Consider the following 15552-nt stretch of genomic DNA (forward strand, 5'->3'; position numbering starts at 1 on the left):
GCAGCCGCTGTCCCGCACCCGGCCGCGACAAGCGGCCAATACCGTAAACAAATGCTCAGAGTCGCGGACAATGACTGGCTTCAAGTCTGATTTCCTGAACGTGCTGCAGAGCCGCGGGTTCATTCATCAGTGCTCGGATTTCGAGGGCCTGGATGCCCTCGCCGCCAAGGGCCAGGCGACCGCCTATGTCGGCTATGACTGCACCGCGCGCTCGCTGCACATCGGCAACTTCCTGACCATGATGATGCTGTACTGGCTGCAACAGACCGGGAACAAGCCGATCACCCTGATGGGCGGCGGCACCACGATGGTCGGCGACCCCTCCGGCAAGGACGAGACCCGCGCCATGCGCACGGTCGAGGAGATCGAGGCCAACAAGGCCTCGATCCGCGGCGTGTTCGCCAAGGTGCTGCGCTATGGCGACGGCGCCACCGACGCCATCATGCTCGACAATGCCGAATGGCTGACCAAGCTCAACTGGATCGAGATGCTGCGCGACATCGGCCGGCACTTCTCGGTCAACCGCATGCTGACCATGGACTCCGTCCGCCTGCGCCTGGAGCGCGAGCAGGAGATGAGCTTCATCGAGTTCAACTACATGGTCTGCCAGGCCTACGACTTCGTCGAGCTGGCGCGCCGCACCGGCTGCCGGCTGCAGATGGGCGGCTCCGACCAGTGGGGCAACATCGTCAACGGTGTCGAGCTCGGCCGCCGCATGGGCACCGAGCAGCTGTTCGCGCTGACCACGCCGCTCCTGACCACCGCCTCCGGCGCCAAGATGGGCAAGACCGCGCAGGGCGCGATCTGGCTCAATGCCGACCAGTGCAGCCCGTATGATTTCTGGCAGTACTGGCGCAACACCGAGGACGCCGACGTCAGCAAGTTTCTCAAGCTGTTCACGACCCTGCCGCTGGCCGAGATCGAGAAACTCGGCGCGCTTGAGGGAGCCGAGATCAACGAGGCCAAGAAGGCGCTCGCGGATGCAGCGACGACCTTGCTGCACGGCGAGGAAGCCGCGCGCATGGCGGCGGAGACGGCGCGTCGCACCTTCGAGGAAGGCGCCATCGCCGAGAACCTGCCGACGGTCGAGGTCACCAAGGCCGAGCTCGACGCCGGCCTCGGCGTGCTCAACGCCTTCGTCAAGGCCGGCCTCGTCGCCTCCAACGGCGAGGCACGGCGCCAGATCAAGGGCGGCGGCCTGCGCGTCAATGACGTCGCCGTCACCGACGAGAAGATGGCGCTGACGGCGACAGAGCTGACCAGCGAGGGCGTGATCAAGCTGTCGCTCGGCAAGAAGCGCCACGTGCTGGTCAAGCCTGCATAGCCGCATTCGGTTTTGCCCGCTTGTCAGGGAACGCCGGAAGGCGCTCCCTGGCGGGCATGACGACCAGCGCGCCGCCAGAGCCTGCGCAAACCGAGGAGACGCCGACCCCGTCGCCCAAGGCGGGGCGCACGGCGTTCGTCGTGCTCGGCCTGTGCTTTGCGCTGTCAGTGCTCGGGCGCGGGCTCGGCGAGAGCTTCACCGTCTTTCTCAAGCCAATCTCCGACGGCTTTGGCTGGGACCGCTCTGAGATCGTCTCGATCTATTCGCTGACAGCGCTCGCCGGCGGCCTCGCTGCGCCGCTGATCGGGCGGCTGTTCGATCACTCCGGACCACGCGCCGTCTTTGCGCTCGGCCTGCTGCTGCTGGGCTCGGCCTTCACCGCGGCCGCGCATGCGCAGGCGCTGTGGCAGTTCCAGCTCAGCATCGGCCTGTGCGTCGGCATCGGCATCGCGCTGATCGGCAACGTGCCCAACTCGATCCTGCTGGGGCGCTGGTTCGGCAAGAAGCTGCCGACAGCGATGGCGGTGATCTATTCAGCGACCGGCGCCGGCGTGCTGATCCTGCTGCCGGGCTCTCAGCTCCTGATCGAGGCCATCGGCTGGCGCAGCGCCTATCAACTGTTCGGCGCCGTCGTGTTCATCCTGCTGGTGCCGCTGGCGCTGCTACCATGGCGGCTGTTTGCCGCCGGCGCGCCTCACATCACCAAGCCGATCGCCGACGAGTTCGCCGAGGACGTCTGGACCTTGTCACGTGCGCTGCGTCACCACGCCTTCTGGGCGCTGTTCTCGACCTTCTTCTTCACCGCCGTCGGCATGTATGCGATCGCGCCGCAGGTCGTCGCCTACCTGATCGATGCCGGCTTTGCGCCGCTGCAGGCCGCGACCGCCTGGGGCTTCTCCGGCGTCGTGCTGCTGTTCGGCATGCTCGGGGTCTCCGCGCTCGACGGCCTGATCGGACGCAGGCCGTCGGTGCTGTTCTCCTACGCGGTCTCGATCGCGGGCATCCTGATGCTGTGGGCGCTGCAATTCTGGCCTAACATCTATCTGCTCACCGGCTTCGTCGTCTGCTTCGGCAGCATGATCGGCTCGCGCGGGCCGCTGCTGTCGGCGACGGCGATGAAGATCTTCCGCGGCAAGCGGCTGGGGACGATCTATGGCACCATCACGATCGGCAGCGGGCTCGGCTCCGCGCTCGGCTCGTGGAGCGGCGGCGTCATCCACGATCTCACGCACGGCTATGACGCGGTCATTGTCTTGGCGCTGATCAGCGTCGTGATCGGGATGATTCCGTTCCTCGTCGTCCCCGCACTTCGCACGTAGCTGCAATCGGCAGCGTTCTGGGGGAACCTCAGCACTTGCTCGTCCACATAGTGGACATCGCCGAGCGATCACGCATTCATGATTAGTAAGCAGCTTGGTGGTAGTTGTTCGGACAACAAGAACGATGAGGACGCCGTGACATTGCTCAGCCACATGAAGTTCCGCACCAAGCTTGCAAGCATGGTGATCCTGGCCATCGCGACGGTCATCGCCATCGTCGCCGTCGCAGGCTGGCTCAGCCGGGAGCGCATGCTGGAAGACCGCATCACCCAGATGCACACAGCGGTGGACCTCATCTACGGTCTCGCCGAGACGCTGCAGACCGAGGTCGCGGCAGGAAAACTATCGGTTGACGAGGCCAAGAACAAGTTCCGCTACCTCGCGCGGCGAATGACGTTCAACAACGGCCAGGGCTATCCGATCGCCTACAACGCCGCCGACTCGGCGCTGCTGTTGAACGCTGCCAATGAAAAGCTCGAAGGCAAGATCCTCGGTACCAAGGACGCCAATGGCGTGCTGATCGCCGATGCGCAGATCAAGGCTGCGCAGCAGAAACCCGAAGGCAGCACGACATCCTATCTCTATCCGCGGCCTGGCCAGACCGAGCCGCTTCGCAAGGTCGTCTTTGTCCGCGCCTTCGCGCCCTGGAACATCGTCATGAGCTACGGGCTCTACGTCGACGACATCGAGGCGGACGTCTATGCCCTGCTGGTCCGGCTCGCCGGGATCGGCGCGGCGCTGCTCGTGCTGCTCGGCATCCTGTCCTTCATGATCTCGCAGAACGTCGTCGGGGGCCTGCACCGGCTGAAGGACCGGATGCAGGACATCGCCGGCGGCCGGCTCGAGCAGCCGGTGGCCGAGACGGAACGTGGCGACGAGATCGGTCGCATGGCCGAGACCTTGGAGGTGCTGCGCAGGACGGCGATCACCGCGCGCACGCTGGAGCAGGAACAGGCAGCCATTAAGCAGCACAGCGAAGCGGAAAAGCGCGCGGCGCTGGTTGCGATGGCGGACAGCTTCGACGCCTCCGTCGGCCAGCTCGTTGCGCTGATGGCGTCCGGTGCCGGAGAGCTCGAGGCGACGGCGAAGTCGATGACCGGCACCGCCGAGAGCACCAATGCGCGCGCCACCGCCGTGAACTCGGCCGCGACGGAGGCGAGCTCGCGTGTTCAGACGGTCGCCACCGCCGCCGAGGAATTGACCTCGTCGATCACGGAGATCAGCCGTCAGGTCGCCCAGTCCGCCGAGGTCACTGGACGTGCGGTCGAAAGCGCGCGTCATACCGACGGGATCGTCCGCGCGCTGGCGGACGGCGCCAAGCAGATCGAGCACGTCGCCGAGTTAATCTCGAGCATCGCTGGCCAGACCAACCTGCTGGCGCTCAACGCCACGATCGAAGCCGCACGCGCCGGCGAAGCCGGACGCGGCTTTGCCGTGGTCGCGGCGGAGGTGAAGAGCCTGGCCAGCCAGACGGCGCAGGCCACGCAGGAGATCGGCGACCGCATCGCCCAGATCCAGAACGCGACGCGGGAAGCAGTCGGTGCGCTCGACGGCATCACCCTGACCATCGAGGAGGTGTCCGCGATCGCGGCCACGATCGGATCGGCGATCGAGGAACAGGGAACGGCGACCGCGGAGATCGCGCGCAACGTCACCCAGACGGCGCAGGCCACCCGCGAAGTCACCGCCAACATCGGCGGCGTCTCGACCGCGGCCCATGAGACCGGGAGCGCCGCCGGCCACGTCCTGATCGCCGCCGGCAATCTCTCCAAGCAGGCCGAGCAACTCTCCCGCGAGGTCGACACCTTCCTTGCGGGCGTCAGAGCGGCCTGATTGCTTCGATCCGCTCTAGTGGGCGTCGCCGAACCCCGACGGCCTGCGCGCCTCAATTGTTCGGCGGCAGCTCTCCTGGCGGGTACTGCTGCTTGCCGGTGTTGAAGTCCATGATCTTGCGCGTCACGCCCGGCAGCATCGCCGAGATCGGATTGATGCGCACCACCGGCTGGCTCGGCGTGCCGACAACCTCGTAGGTCACGCCGAACAGACCTTCATTGCTGCCGCCGAGGAACAGGCCGACGATCGGGATCTGGTTGAACATGTTGTTCAGCCCATAGAGCGGCACGATCGTGCCGGATGCCCGGACCTGGTTGACGTTGTAGTCGATACTGCCTTCGATGGTCAGGCCGAGCGTCGGCCCCTTGACCACGCCGTCGCGGATCGAGAGCAGCCCGTTCTGCCGGGTGAACTCGGCGCGCAGCATCGTGAAGGCAATGCCTTGCGAGGCGCCCTGCGCGGCGCCGGAGGCGGCGCGATCCAGCGCCTGCTCACCCCTGACGGTGAAGTTGCGAACGATCGCCAGCCCTTCCTTGGGGCTGGTGTCGGCGGTCGGCGGCTCCATCGCGAGCTCGAGGTCGCCGCCCGACATCTTCGAATAGGTGTCGGCGAAGCGCAGCAGCGCGCCGGCATCGCTGGTCACGAGATAGATCACCTCGCGGCCCTGACGGCGCGCACGCGGATCGGAGCTGGGCGCCTCGCGGCCGACACGGATGTCGGCCGTGACGGGCGTGTCGCGGCCGACCTTGCCGCTCAGATTGAAGCTCTTGAAGGCGCCGCCGCGCCTGGAGAGCTTGACGTCGACGCTGCGCAGCGCCTCGCCGTTGAAGCCGGCGACAGCGCCGAGCTTGACCTCGGCGTCGAAATCGAGATTGGAGCGCGCCTTGTTCTTGTCGGCGTCCTTGTTGGTGCCCGAGATCGCCGACTTCAGGAAGCCGCGGCCGTCGAACACGTCGCCGCGCATCGACAGCTTCAGCACGCCGTCCTGGCCACGCTCGGCCTTGAGCTGCGTCTTGTCGCCTTCCGACGGCGAATAGGTCGGGAAGTTCGCATTCATCAGGTCGCCGTTCTGGTCGACCTCCAGCGAGCCCTTGATCGAGACGCCGCCGCCTTCGATGTTGATGTCCTCGAAGCGCGTCGATTGCGGTTTCGCCACCACGAGGAAGGTCGCTTTGCCCGATTTGCCGGGGTTCTTCACCCAGCCCGGCAGCAGATTGTCGAGCTTCAGCTGCGTCAGATCGGCTTCGACGCCGATTCGGCTGTCACGATCGCTGGCGCCGGCGATCTTGCCGTTGAGCTTCAGTGGGACGTTGCCGGTGATCGCGGTGCCCAGGTCCATGCCGAGTCGCGCCCGGCTGGCATCGTCGAGGATCGCCTGCATCCTGATGTCGGCATCGCCTTCGGTCGGCTTGCGATAGTCGAGGGTCGCCGGCTGGCCGTTGATCTTGACGTCGCCCTTGACCTGATAGCCGCCCGTGTTGGCGACGATCTTGAGCGTATTGGCCTCGAGCTTCTGGTTCATCACCAGTTTGTCGGCGGCAAAACCGTTGAGATCGGCCGTTACCGTGTAGCTGGTGTCGGCCTTGGTGAGCTCGCCCTTGACCGGCATCGCGAGATTGACGTTGGCTTGGAACGTGCCCTTGGTCTGGTTGGGGTCGATCGGCATCGAGGAGAGGTCGCTCAGCCGATCGGACGCGAGAATCTCGGCGGCGGCGGCGACCGGGCCGTCGACCCGCATCCGCACCCGCGACGGCGACGGCTTCGGCGCCATGTCCGGCACCTCGAACACGACGTCGGAGAAGTTGAGCTTGCGGCCTGCCGGCGTATCGGCGACGCCCTGTCCCAACGTCACCGTCGCGGTGCGCCCGGTCACATGCGCCTTCATGTCGGCATCGCGCACCGACGGCAGGCCGTCGACGGGATGAACCGTCACGTTGTTGGCCACGATGTTGACGTCGAGGCCGTCATCGGGGATCGGCGGGCCCTTGCGCGGCAGGTTGCGGGTGGGCGAGTTGACCGCGATGTCCATGCGCTGCACCGAACCGCGATCGATGCGTTCGATGATCCAGGCGCGCACCTCCGGCACGATCAGAGCCGGCCAGATCCGCTTCATGGCGAGCACCGGCATCGGCGTGGTCGCGAAGCCGAGCTTCAGACGCGGCTCGCCGGCATATTCGACGCTGCCGGTGCCGGCGACGCCGATCTCGCCATTGGAGATCTCGGCCTGCGTCAGCAGCACGCGCTTGCCTTCGGTGTCGAAGCGGACGTTGATCGAAATGCGGTTGAAGATCAGCGGCGGATCGTTGGCGATGGCTCCGAGCAGGATCGTGCCGCCGCTGAGGCCGAGCCGCCAGTCGTTGACGCCGTCGTTCGGCGGCTCCAGATGGGCGTTGAGCGTGATACGGTTGGCGCCCGAGATCACCTTGAACGGCGCCACCAGTGCGCGACGGCTGGCGTCCCACTCCATGTTGATCTCGGCGGAGTCGATCGCCATCGGATAGTCAGGCGTGTCGGTGTCGATGATGCTGCCGGCGCCGATGTTGAGCTTGCCGCGCATATAGGTCGGCAATCCGTCGCGACCGAGCTCGCCCTTGATCTCACCGGTGAGCGGCAGGTCCGCCATATAGGTCAGATCCTTCAGCCTGAGCGCCAGCAGGATATTGCTGGTGGAGACCTTGTCGGCCTTGATGTCGATCGAGCGCACGCCGTTGGCCGGCGGCCCGACCAGGACGCGCAGCAGCCAGGGCTTGGCGCCCTCCTCGCCGAGGCTGAGCGCGACGCCGCCGCCCGAGGGACGGCGCAGGCTGAGGCTGATGTTCTCGAACGTCCATTTATTGCCGCGCTGCTGGTCGTCGACGACCAGCACGCCGTTCTTCAGGCCAATCTCGTTCAGGTTCTGACCGTCGAGGCCGGTCAGGCTCAGGCTGTCGAGCCAGTCGAGCCCGGCGAGCAGCCCGTTCTGCGGCGGCGGCACCACAGCCGTCCCGGATGCAGCCGGCGGGTTTGCTGCCTGCGGCTGGGAGGCTTGGGGCATACCGGAGGCCGGTCCGGCGGACTGTCCCGGCCGCGGGAAGGTCGGCGGCAGCCCGGCATCGCGCTTGGAGGCGACGCCGGTGGCCAGCGGCTTGCTGGTCTCGCCGGTCGAAACGGTCACGGTGCCGTCAGGGGTGATGCGGATCGCGAGCTCGGCGTCGACCAGCTTGAGGCTCTCGGCGCGCAGCTGGCCCATCAGGAGCGCGGCACCCGACAGCCGCACTTCAGCCTTGGGCGCGCTGGCGACGACGGCGCGATCCTGATCGCGCACGACGATGTCGCGGATCCGGACCGCAATCCGGATCCGGCCGGCGCGCTCGATCTGCGTGCCGCCGACCTCGACCGTATTGCCGTGGCCGATATTGTCCTCGATCGCGGCCGCAAGCCATGGCGTTGCCAGATCGAGGCTGATCGGCCCGACACCGAGCCGCAGCCACAGCCCGCCGAAGCCGACGCCCAGAATCAGGACAAGGACCACCAGCGAGACCACGCAGCGCCGCAACAACCGGCCGCCCGGCCGGCGCCGCGGACTGGACTCGCCCGACCGGCCCGAATCGGCACGCGACAGCAGACGGCGCGCCCGTTGCCCGGCGGCCTCGTCGTGCTCCGCTGCATCTTCGGACTGGTCGGTCACGTCCCAGTCGGCGTCATCCCACTGTTGGCCCTGGGTGTCCGCTTGCAGATGGGGCCGGTGGGGTGATGTCTGTCTTGCCATTGCCTCTCGGTGCTGGCCCCTGGTGTCCGATATGGTGGTGACAATCTGGCTTCGGCCAGATTGGTCGCCGATGGTGCCCCGACCGTTCACGAGGCGCGCGCCCCGCTGGTCGGCATGGCCGCTTCCCGTCGATCCCCGTCACGCTCAACGGGCGCTCCCGAGTCGCCTGCTGTCGTCACGTCCGACACGCGGGCCGGACGAAGCGCGACATCCCCGTCACTATAACCCGCCGCCGTCAGGTTTGCCCACCCGCTCGTGCCGCTCCACCCGCGCCTCGCCACGGCGACGCGAAATTTGTGGCGGGGAGGTCTGATCCGGGGACGGTACGAGAGTCGTCATTGCTTTGGTACTCACGCATGCTGGTACCCGTGATGTCCAGCGCGTCGCAAGAGGCGCCTCCCGTACGCCGAAGCACGGATGCAAGATCGATCCCGGGACACCGGACAAGAACCGAGATAGTTTCATTCTTGAGCCGCCGAAAGCGACGAAAGGAAGGCGTATGTCAAAGGAATCACGGAAGAAATCCTCTAACCCGGCGTCCTACGGGGCAACGACCGGGAACCGGGCCGCCGCCGCCGCCAAGACGGCCGCCAAAAAGACCTCCAAGCCGGCAACGACCAAGGCCGCGAAGAAGACCACCGCAAAGGCCGGAAACGCCGCCGGCAAGTCCGTGGTCGCCAAGTCGGCTCCCGTAACGGCCAAAGCCGCCAAGCCCGTCGCGACCGCTTCGGCTGGAACCGGGCTTGCCGAAGGTGCCAAGGCTCCTGCCTTCAAGCTGCCCCGCGACGGCGGTGGAACCGCTTCGCTCGCCGACTACGCCGGCAAAAAGCTCGTGCTGTTCTTCTATCCCAAGGCCAATACGCCCGGCTGCACCAAGGAGGCGATCGACTTCACCCGACTGTCGAAGGATTTCGCCGCCGCCGGCACCGCCGTGCTCGGCGTGTCGGCCGATTCGGTCAAGGCGCAGGACAATTTCCGCGACAAGCACGAGCTCGCGGTGCCGCTGATCTCGGACGAGACGCACGAGATGCTCGAGGCCTACGGCGCCTGGGGCGAGAAGTCGCTCTATGGCCGCAAGTTTCTCGGCATCATCCGGAGCACGGTGCTGATCGGCCCCGACGGCCGCGTCGCCAAGGTGTGGCGCAACGTCAAGGTCGATGGCCATGCCGACGTCGTGCTGGCAGCCGCGCGCGACCTGTAGAACCAGGCGATGGGGCGTTGGGGGAAAATTAACCATGCAGGGGTCAAATCCCTCCCGTAAATGACGCCGCTGGACGTAACGAGCTCCAGCCGGCGCGGGAGTGCCGATGTCGCATCGTTCCGGCCATCACGCCGAATATCCCCAGCACCATCCTCATGACCGCGGGCACGCCCATTCCCATCGGCGCGCTCCGGCCAGCCATCCGGCACCCGCTGCGGCATCGGCCGCCTCGCAGAGCGACTACACGCTGGTGCATGCGGGCAAGCAGGTGCGAATCGGCCCGGTCGTATTCTGGATCGTTGTCGGCACCGTCAGCCTGCTCGGCGCGTGGTCGGCCGCGACAGCCACCTATTTCGCGTTTCGCGACGACGTGCTGACGCGCCTGATCGCGCGCCAGGCCGAGATGCAATACGCCTACGAGGACCGCATCGCCGAACTGCGTGCCAAGGTCGACCGGGCCACCAGCCGCCAGCTGCTCGACCAGGAGCAGTTCGACCAGAAGCTCGACCAGATCCTCAAGCGCCAGACTGCGCTGGAGGGCCGCGCCACCGCGCTCGGCAGCATGCCCGACATCACCGGCTCGATCCGCGCGCCGGCGCGGGCGCCGGTCGCGATCGAGCCGCCATCGGCGCCGTCGACGCCCAAACCGTCGCCGATCAGCGACACCGTGATCTTCACCGCGCCGCCGGACCGCGAGGCACGCCTCGAATCGCGCAGCCCGGTGATGGCCAATGTGCAGCCGAGCCAGGCCACCAAGCTCGCAGGCGTCGACAACGTGCTGACGCGGCTGACACGTTCGCTCGACCAGGTCGAGGCGCGCCAGATCGCGATGCTGTCCTCCGCCGAGGAGACGCTGGAATCGAAGCTGCGCCGAATGCGCGGCGTGATCACCGATCTCGGCCTCGACATGGGCCATCTCGAAGCGGCCGCGCCGAAGGGCGGCATGGGTGGCCCGTTCGTGCCGGTCAAGCTCGGCGCCGAGTCCGGCCCGTTCGAGCGCCAACTCTACCGCATCAGCATCACCCGCGCGCAGGTCGAGAAGATGAACCGCACGCTGGCGCTGGTGCCCTATCGCAAGCCGGTCATCGGCGAGGTCGAGTTCACCTCGGGTTTCGGCGTGCGCTCCGATCCCTTCCTCGGCCGTCCCGCCATGCACACCGGCCTCGATTTCCGCGCCGCGACCGGCGATCCCGTCCGCGTCACCGCCAACGGCAAGGTGGTCAACGCCGGCTGGGCCGGCGGCTATGGCCGCATGGTCGAGGTCGACCATGGCAACGGCCTTTCCACACGCTATGGCCATCTGTCCGAGATCAACGTCAAGATCGGCCAGCAGGTGAAGATTGGCGACATTATCGGCGAGGTCGGCTCGACCGGCCGCTCCACCGGTCCGCACCTGCACTACGAGACCCGCATCGACGGCGAAGCCGTCGACCCGCAGAAATTCCTGCGCGCGGGCGTACGGTTGAGCGCAGGCTAGAGACCTCGTCCAGATACGAGGGAGTCGCGCGACGGCGTTGCGCGATCGCAATTGGTGCCGCTCCGCAGTTATGCTAATCATGCTGCGGGGATTTCGGGACCGTGCGTCGCCTTTCATCACACAGGACACATCTGACGGGCGTCGTCGCCTGTGCGATGGCCTATGTGCTCGCGCTGCAGGTCACGCTCGCGGTGAGCCTGAACGCCTGGCTGCCGCCGAGCTTCGCCTTTGCTTTCGGCGAGATCTGCCATGAGCGGATCGACAGCGATCCCCGCCCGGCCGACCGCGCCGACACGTCGGAGGCGCCGACCACGGCGCCGGCGGCGCATTGTCCGCTCTGCGTCACACCCGCTTTCGCGTTGCTGCCGCCGCCCGACGCGCCTGCCGTCACGCTGCGGCCCGTGCTCGGCATTGCGTTCGAAGCGATCGCGCCCTTGCGGCTCGCGGTCGCCGAGGTCGACGCTGCCCACCGGGCGCGAGCGCCGCCTCTGCTCGCCTGAGCGGCGGTCGCCACTCTTTCCAGACACATCGCTGTGCCACATGCCGCCTCCGCTCTCGCGGAGCCGCAGCATGATGGCACGCATATCTCGGCATCATCGCCGGGCGCCGTCGGCGCGCGCCCGGCTCCCAATCTCCCGCGCAAAATATCTGCGCGACATCCTCCAGAGTTCTCCATGTCGAACGTCCTGCCGGGCCCACAGCGGCCCACCTCCTCTGCACCTCCACGACCGGTGTCGTCCGCGCTGCTCGCGGCGACGGCCTTGCTCTGCTCCGCCGCAGCGCCGGCCGCCGCCGCGCGCCCCGCGGCGTTGCTGCCGACCGTCACCGTCGACCCCGCGCGTCCGCGCACGGCCAGGCCGCGGCCAGCGGTGAACCATCAGACCCACACACCGGCCACGCGCCCGGCCGAACCGGCCGCGCGCAAGGATACGGCGCCGGCCGCTGCGAGCCGCACGCTGCCGGCGCAGGCGGCCTTCGATCGGGGCCTGTCATCGAGCGACTCGGCAGGTCTCGTCGGCGATCTGCCGGGCGGCACGACGTGGGGCGCAGGCGGCGTCTCCAGCCTGCCGGCGATCAACGGCATGGGGGCCGACCGCCTGCAAGTCGCGATCAACTCGATGCTGATCTCGCCGGCGTGTCCCAACGAGATGAATCCGCCGCTGTCCTTCGTTAATCCGGCGATGATCGCGAAGATGCGCGCCTATCTCGGCATCGGTCCGGTGTCGGTCGGCGGCGACTACATCGGCAGCCGCATCGACGTCACCACCGCGCCGCCCGCCTTTGCGGCGACCGACGGCTGGATGGCGAGCACGCGGCTGTCCAGCTTCTTCCGCAGCAACGGCAATGCCTATGGCGTCGATGCCACCGCCACCGTCGCCAATCGCGACACCAGCGTGACCTATGCCGGGGGCTGGGTGCGGTCGGGCAACTACAAGGCCGGCGACGGCACGACCGTGAAGTCGACGCTCTACGAGACGCAGAACCACGCCATCAGCATCTCCAGGCGGAGCTTCGGCAACCTGTTCACGTTCCAGGTCGGCGGCCAGTTCATTCCCTATCAGGGCTATGTGAACCAGTACATGGACATGGTCTACAATCGCGGCCTGTTCGCGAACGGCCGCTACGAAGGCACATTCGACTGGGGCTCGCTCGAGGCCTCGGCCTTCGTGCACCAGATCCGGCACACGATGGGCTTCATCGCGCCGGACAAGATCGCAACCATGCCGATGGACACCAAGGGCCTCGACGGCGGCTATGCGATCAAGGCCACGGTCCCCCTGTCAGGCGCGGACCTGCTGCGCGTCGGCAACGAGCTCGCGATGAACCGGCTCGACGACTGGTGGAATCCGGTGGCCGGCTCGATGATGATGGGCCCGAACAGCTTCATCAACATCAATGGCGGACAGCGCAACCGCGTCGGCACCTTCATCGAATGGGAGCGGCGCTGGGACCGGCAATGGACGTCGATCGTCGGCCTGCGCAACGACGTCGTCTGGATGAACACCGGCAATGTCGCCGGCTACAACGCGATGATGTACGGCGCCGACGCGGCCGCCTTCAACGCGGCCGACCGGGCGCGGACCGACGTGCATCTCGACGGTTCGGCGCTGGTGCGCTACGAGCCAGACGCGATCAGCCAGTTCGAGCTCGGCTTCGCGCGCAAGACACGCTCGCCGAACCTGTATGAGCGCTACGCCTGGTCGACCAACACGATGGCGATGCAGATGATCGGCTGGTTCGGCGACGGCAACGGCTATGTCGGCAATCTCGACCTCAAGCCGGAGAAGGCGCACACCGTGAGCTTCACAGCCGGCTGGCACGATCCGGCCGAGAGGCTCTGGGACATCAAGATCACACCCTATGCCAGCTACGTGCAGGACTACATCGACGTCGACCGCTGCAAAACGGCGAGCTGCCTCGCCAGCAATCCCGCCAATCTGACGGCGAGCACCGGCTTCGTCTATCTGCAGTTCGCCAATCACGACGCGACGCTGTACGGCGTCAATGTCGAGGGGCGCCTGACGATCTGGGACGACCTGAGCTACGGCCAAGGTCAGATTCGCGGCCTGATCGGATATGTCCGGGGGCGCCGCACCGACGGCGTCGATCTCTATCACATGATGCCGGTCAACGCGAAGCTGGCGCTCGACCATCATCTGGGCGGCTGGACCAATTCGGTCGAGCTGCAGCTCGTCGGAGCAAAGGACGTCGTCAGCCACGTCCGCAACGAGCTGACTACGCCGTCCTACGCGCTGGTCAACCTGCGCACCGGCTATCAATGGCAACATGTTCGGCTCGATCTCGGCGTCGACAACCTGTTCAACCGGACCTACTATCTGCCGCTCGGCGGCGCCGATCTGGTCGACTACAAGGTCGTATCGATGATGGGCTCATCGGCCGCCTACGGCTATTCCGTCAAAGGCCCGGGCCGGTCGCTGAATGCACGGCTGAGCGTGAGCTTCTGACGATCGCGCCGGCTCACGCCTCGGAAACCGTGGGCCGGCGCACGACAATAAGGAAATGCTGAGCTCTCAGGAGGCATCGAGCGCCGCGAGGAAGCGCGACAGGTCCTCCCACAGCTCGCCCGGTTCTTCGAGGCCGATGCTTAGCCGCACCAGGCCCTCCGCCGGATTCCAAGGCCGCACGGTGCGATCCGCCGCGACATCCATCGGCGCGATCAGGCTGTGGGTGCCGCCCCAGGAGGCGCCGATCGCGAACAGGCTGAGATGACCGAGCGCCGGAGTGATCCGCGCGGTGAACTCCGGCTTGATGACGAGGCTGAACACCGCGCTCGCGCCTTTGAAGTCGCGCAGAAACACCTCGTGACCGGGACAGGACGGCAGCGCCGGATGCAGCACGCGCGCAACCGCCGGCGCGTCCTGCAGCCGCTCGGCAAACTCGCGCGCAACACGGCCGCTGTGCGCCATGCGCACGCCCATGGTCTCGATGCCGCGCAGCGCCAGCGCCGCCTCGTCCGGCGACACGCCGATGCCGAGCACGCCCAGCACGTCCTTGAGCGCCTTGCGCAGGCCGAAATCATTCACCGTGATCGAGCCGAGCAGCAGGTCGGAATGACCGCCGACATACTTCGTCAGCGCCTCCACCGCGACGTCGACGCCATGCGCCAACGGCTTGAACAGCAGCGGGCTCGCCCAGGTGTTGTCGCACCCCGTAAGCACGCCCCTCGCCTGCGCCGCACGCGCGATCGCCGGAACGTCCTGCACCTCCATCGTGCCCGAGCCCGGCGACTCCAGCCAGATGAGCCTGGTGCTGGCGTCGATCAGATCGGCGATACCGCCGCCGATCAGCGGATCGTAGACGTCATGCGCGATGCCGCGCTCCGCGAGAAAACCGGCGCACAGGCTCCGCACCGGCGGATAGACGTGATCCGGGATCAGCACCTTGTCGCCGGGCTTGAGCACCGCGAGCATCGTGATCGCGACCGCGGCCTGCCCCGACGGCACCAGCATGGTGCGCGCGCCGCCGTGCAACGCCGTCAACTGCGCCTCCAGGGTGCGCGTCGTCGGCGTGCCGTGCAGGCCGTAGGTGTAGCCGTCGAGCCCACGCTCGGCGCGCCGCGCGAAATCCTGCGGATCATCATAGACGATCGTCGAGGCGCGATAGGTCGGGACCGCCAGCGACTTGAAGCCGTCCTGGGACACGGCAGGATGCTGAACGCAGCGGGTGAGATCGTGCATGAGACCCTCGTTTGGGAACGCTTGCAACCATCGTAGCGCAACCGAGCGAGCGGCGCGCTCACAACGTCTCAAGACCGGACCGCTGATCGAGGACGACATCTACGGCGACATCCGTTCTGGCGAGGACCGACCACGCCCGTTCGCCGCCCTCAGCGCGGAGGCCGACATCATCCTGTGCAGCTCGTTGTCGAAGACCATCGCGCCAGGTTATCGCATCGGCTGGCTCGCCGCCAATCGCCGCCACGACCAGATCCTCGCGGCGAAGTTCGCGCTCTCACTGAGCTGAGCAGCATTGCCGCAGAAGGCGATGGCGGATTTCCTGAAGTCCGGCGGCTACGACGCTGCGGCGCATCCGCAAGGTGTTCGCCGACAACATCGACCGCATGCGCCGCACCGTCGAGCTGCAGCCATGACTGGGATGCGCGGATCGAGCGCAGCGTCGAGCCGGTCG

The 15552-nt window shown here is 67.0% G+C and carries 10 protein-coding genes; 8 read left to right on the forward strand and 2 right to left on the reverse strand.

What is annotated here, in order from left to right:
• The first annotated feature begins 70 nt into the window (after window positions 1-70).
• The 3 genes from tyrS (at window position 71) to HL666_RS19590 (ending at window position 4476) form a co-directional block, all read left to right on the forward strand.
• On the forward strand, window positions 71-1324 hold the full coding sequence (tyrS, locus tag HL666_RS19580; RefSeq protein ID WP_172183043.1) for a tyrosine--tRNA ligase: 1254 nt from the start codon (window positions 71-73) through the stop codon (window positions 1322-1324).
• Between the two features lie 56 nt (window positions 1325-1380).
• Window positions 1381-2643: an MFS transporter gene (locus HL666_RS19585; protein ID WP_172108529.1), complete on the forward strand. Its 1263-nt coding sequence runs from the start codon at window positions 1381-1383 to the stop codon at window positions 2641-2643.
• A gap of 135 nt (window positions 2644-2778) precedes the next feature.
• A complete protein-coding gene (locus HL666_RS19590; RefSeq protein WP_172183045.1) occupies window positions 2779-4476 on the forward strand; it encodes a methyl-accepting chemotaxis protein in 1698 nt (565 codons plus the stop codon).
• Between the two features lie 52 nt (window positions 4477-4528).
• Here HL666_RS19590 and HL666_RS19595 read toward each other — a convergent pair whose 3' ends face one another.
• Complete coding sequence (locus HL666_RS19595; RefSeq protein WP_172183047.1) at window positions 4529-8224, reverse strand: YhdP family protein; 3696 nt, start codon at window positions 8222-8224, stop codon at window positions 4529-4531.
• A 499-nt stretch (window positions 8225-8723) separates the two neighbouring features.
• On the opposite strand from HL666_RS19595, the gene HL666_RS19600 reads away from it, so the two are divergent.
• The 4 genes from HL666_RS19600 (at window position 8724) to HL666_RS19615 (ending at window position 13868) form a co-directional block, all read left to right on the forward strand.
• A complete protein-coding gene (locus HL666_RS19600) occupies window positions 8724-9425 on the forward strand; it encodes a peroxiredoxin (RefSeq protein ID WP_172183049.1) in 702 nt (233 codons plus the stop codon).
• Window positions 9426-9531: 106 nt separating this feature from the next.
• Entirely contained in the window at window positions 9532-10902 is a 1371-nt protein-coding gene (locus HL666_RS19605; RefSeq protein ID WP_172183051.1) for a M23 family metallopeptidase, read from the forward strand.
• Between the two features lie 101 nt (window positions 10903-11003).
• A complete protein-coding gene (locus HL666_RS19610; protein WP_172183053.1) occupies window positions 11004-11402 on the forward strand; it encodes a hypothetical protein in 399 nt (132 codons plus the stop codon).
• Between the two features lie 174 nt (window positions 11403-11576).
• Window positions 11577-13868 carry a TonB-dependent receptor gene (locus HL666_RS19615; protein ID WP_172183055.1) on the forward strand — a complete coding sequence of 764 codons (2292 nt, stop codon included), beginning with the start codon at window positions 11577-11579 and terminating at the stop codon, window positions 13866-13868.
• A 66-nt stretch (window positions 13869-13934) separates the two neighbouring features.
• Here HL666_RS19615 and metC read toward each other — a convergent pair whose 3' ends face one another.
• Window positions 13935-15101: a cystathionine beta-lyase gene (gene metC, locus HL666_RS19620; protein ID WP_172183057.1), complete on the reverse strand. Its 1167-nt coding sequence runs from the start codon at window positions 15099-15101 to the stop codon at window positions 13935-13937.
• Between metC and HL666_RS34250 the strand changes: the two genes are divergently transcribed.
• Window positions 15100-15387 (forward strand): aminotransferase class I/II-fold pyridoxal phosphate-dependent enzyme, encoded by a 288-nt coding sequence (locus HL666_RS34250; protein WP_246741574.1) that lies wholly within the window; start codon window positions 15100-15102, stop codon window positions 15385-15387. The two genes, metC and HL666_RS34250, sit on opposite strands and share 2 nt — an antisense overlap.
• Window positions 15388-15552: the final 165 nt, after the last annotated feature.

This window comes from Bradyrhizobium aeschynomenes (assembly GCF_013178945.1).
Lineage (GTDB): Bacteria > Pseudomonadota > Alphaproteobacteria > Rhizobiales > Xanthobacteraceae > Bradyrhizobium > Bradyrhizobium aeschynomenes.

Bases quoted from the DNA above. Each gene is read 5' to 3' on its own strand.
- tyrS (WP_172183043.1), top strand. From the start codon at position 71: ATGACTGGCTTCAAGTCTGATTTCCTGAACGTGCTGCAGAGCCGCGGG.
- HL666_RS19585 (WP_172108529.1), top strand. From the start codon at position 1,381: ATGACGACCAGCGCGCCGCCAGAGCCTGCGCAAACCGAGGAGACGCCG.
- HL666_RS19595 (WP_172183047.1), bottom strand. From the start codon at position 8,224: ATGGCAAGACAGACATCACCCCACCGGCCCCATCTGCAAGCGGACACC.
- HL666_RS19600 (WP_172183049.1), top strand. From the start codon at position 8,724: ATGTCAAAGGAATCACGGAAGAAATCCTCTAACCCGGCGTCCTACGGG.
- HL666_RS19605 (WP_172183051.1), top strand. From the start codon at position 9,532: ATGTCGCATCGTTCCGGCCATCACGCCGAATATCCCCAGCACCATCCT.
- HL666_RS19615 (WP_172183055.1), top strand. From the start codon at position 11,577: ATGTCGAACGTCCTGCCGGGCCCACAGCGGCCCACCTCCTCTGCACCT.
- HL666_RS34250 (WP_246741574.1), top strand. From the start codon at position 15,100: ATGAGACCCTCGTTTGGGAACGCTTGCAACCATCGTAGCGCAACCGAG.
- metC (WP_172183057.1), bottom strand. From the start codon at position 15,101: ATGCACGATCTCACCCGCTGCGTTCAGCATCCTGCCGTGTCCCAGGAC.